The 1,199-nt window shown below is 41.0% G+C and carries 1 pseudogene; it reads right to left on the bottom strand.

The features are described 5' to 3' along the window. Positions 1–1,181: pseudogene (locus GJU40_RS20435) on the bottom strand (IS1182 family transposase); the annotation flags it as partial. Positions 1,182–1,199 lie beyond the last annotated feature (18 nt).

Below are 1,199 nucleotides of genomic sequence, written 5' to 3'. Positions count from 1 at the left end.
ATAAAGCATTTTTCCGGAGAGGGAGAGTCTGTTTAGACGCACCTTCTCTTTGTATTCTTCCCACACATGGCGGGTTATGACCTTTTGTTTATTCTTTGACCTGGTGCACTCCTGCAGGAGTGGACATTCTGAACACTTTTTAGAATCTGACTTATATTCCCGATACCCTTCCCTAGTTGTTGTGCGATAAACTAACTCCTGGCCATTGGGACAAACATAGATATCCTGTTCTTTGTGATAGGTGAATTTCCATTTTGGGAAGAGTCCTTTTGTGGGCTGAAATCTCCGATGGGCGATGACACCAAAAATACTTCTGTCGTGAAGTCCTTTACAAATGGGATTCGTTAAATAACCTGAGTCGAGTGCAACAGCTTCTACTTTAAAGCCAAAACGGAATATTTGCCGATCCAATCGAGAAAGGTAAGGGACAGAGTCATGAACATTTCCAGGAGTAACATAGGCATCAGTGATGATATTAAACTTCATATCCGTTGTCCGATGGTCGAGATAACAAAACATTTCCTGCTTGTTCTCTCGGGACATGAAGCCACAATCTGGATCGGTTGTGCTTTTTCGAATTTCCTTGGTCTCTGTCACCTCCTCTCTACTTTTTAGAACTTTTTTCCGTGGTTTGTTCGATCTTCTTCAATGGCTTTATTGAGTTCTTCTATATATTCCCGGGTCTCAACTTCTACTTCTACACGAGTAAACTTGTGTTTATTTGCATTCGCTTTGAGGTGAGTGGAGTCAGTAAATAACACTTTTCCACCGACCATCTTGTGATTGATAGCTTGCAGAACAATTTCATCAAAGATTTCTTGAAAGATGTTTGTACCCTTAAAGCGAGTTCGCCTGTTCCAACTGATAGTTGAGTGGTCTGGAACCGGGTCATTCAGCTTCAAGCCAAGGAACCACCGGTACGCCACATTCATCTGTACTTCTCGTTCTAATTGTCGTTCTGAACGGATGCCATAAAAGTAACCAATAAACATCATCTTAAATAGCAAAATTGGGTCCGAAGGACGACCATTATTCTCGGAATAGAAGGGACGGACTTTCTCACCGATAAAAGAAAAATCAATGTACTTATCAACCTTTCTCAGAAGATGATCCTCAGGGACCAAGTCTTCAATAAAAACAAATTCCGCTTCATTTTGTGATTCTCTTTTTGGTTTAAACATCCCATTCACCATCCTAGA

It is taken from the genome of Metabacillus lacus (assembly GCF_009674805.1).
Classification (GTDB): domain Bacteria; phylum Bacillota; class Bacilli; order Bacillales; family Bacillaceae; genus Metabacillus_C; species Metabacillus_C lacus.
The sequence above is the reverse complement of the archived record's forward strand: the minus strand, read 5'-3'. Positions and strand labels throughout refer to the sequence as shown.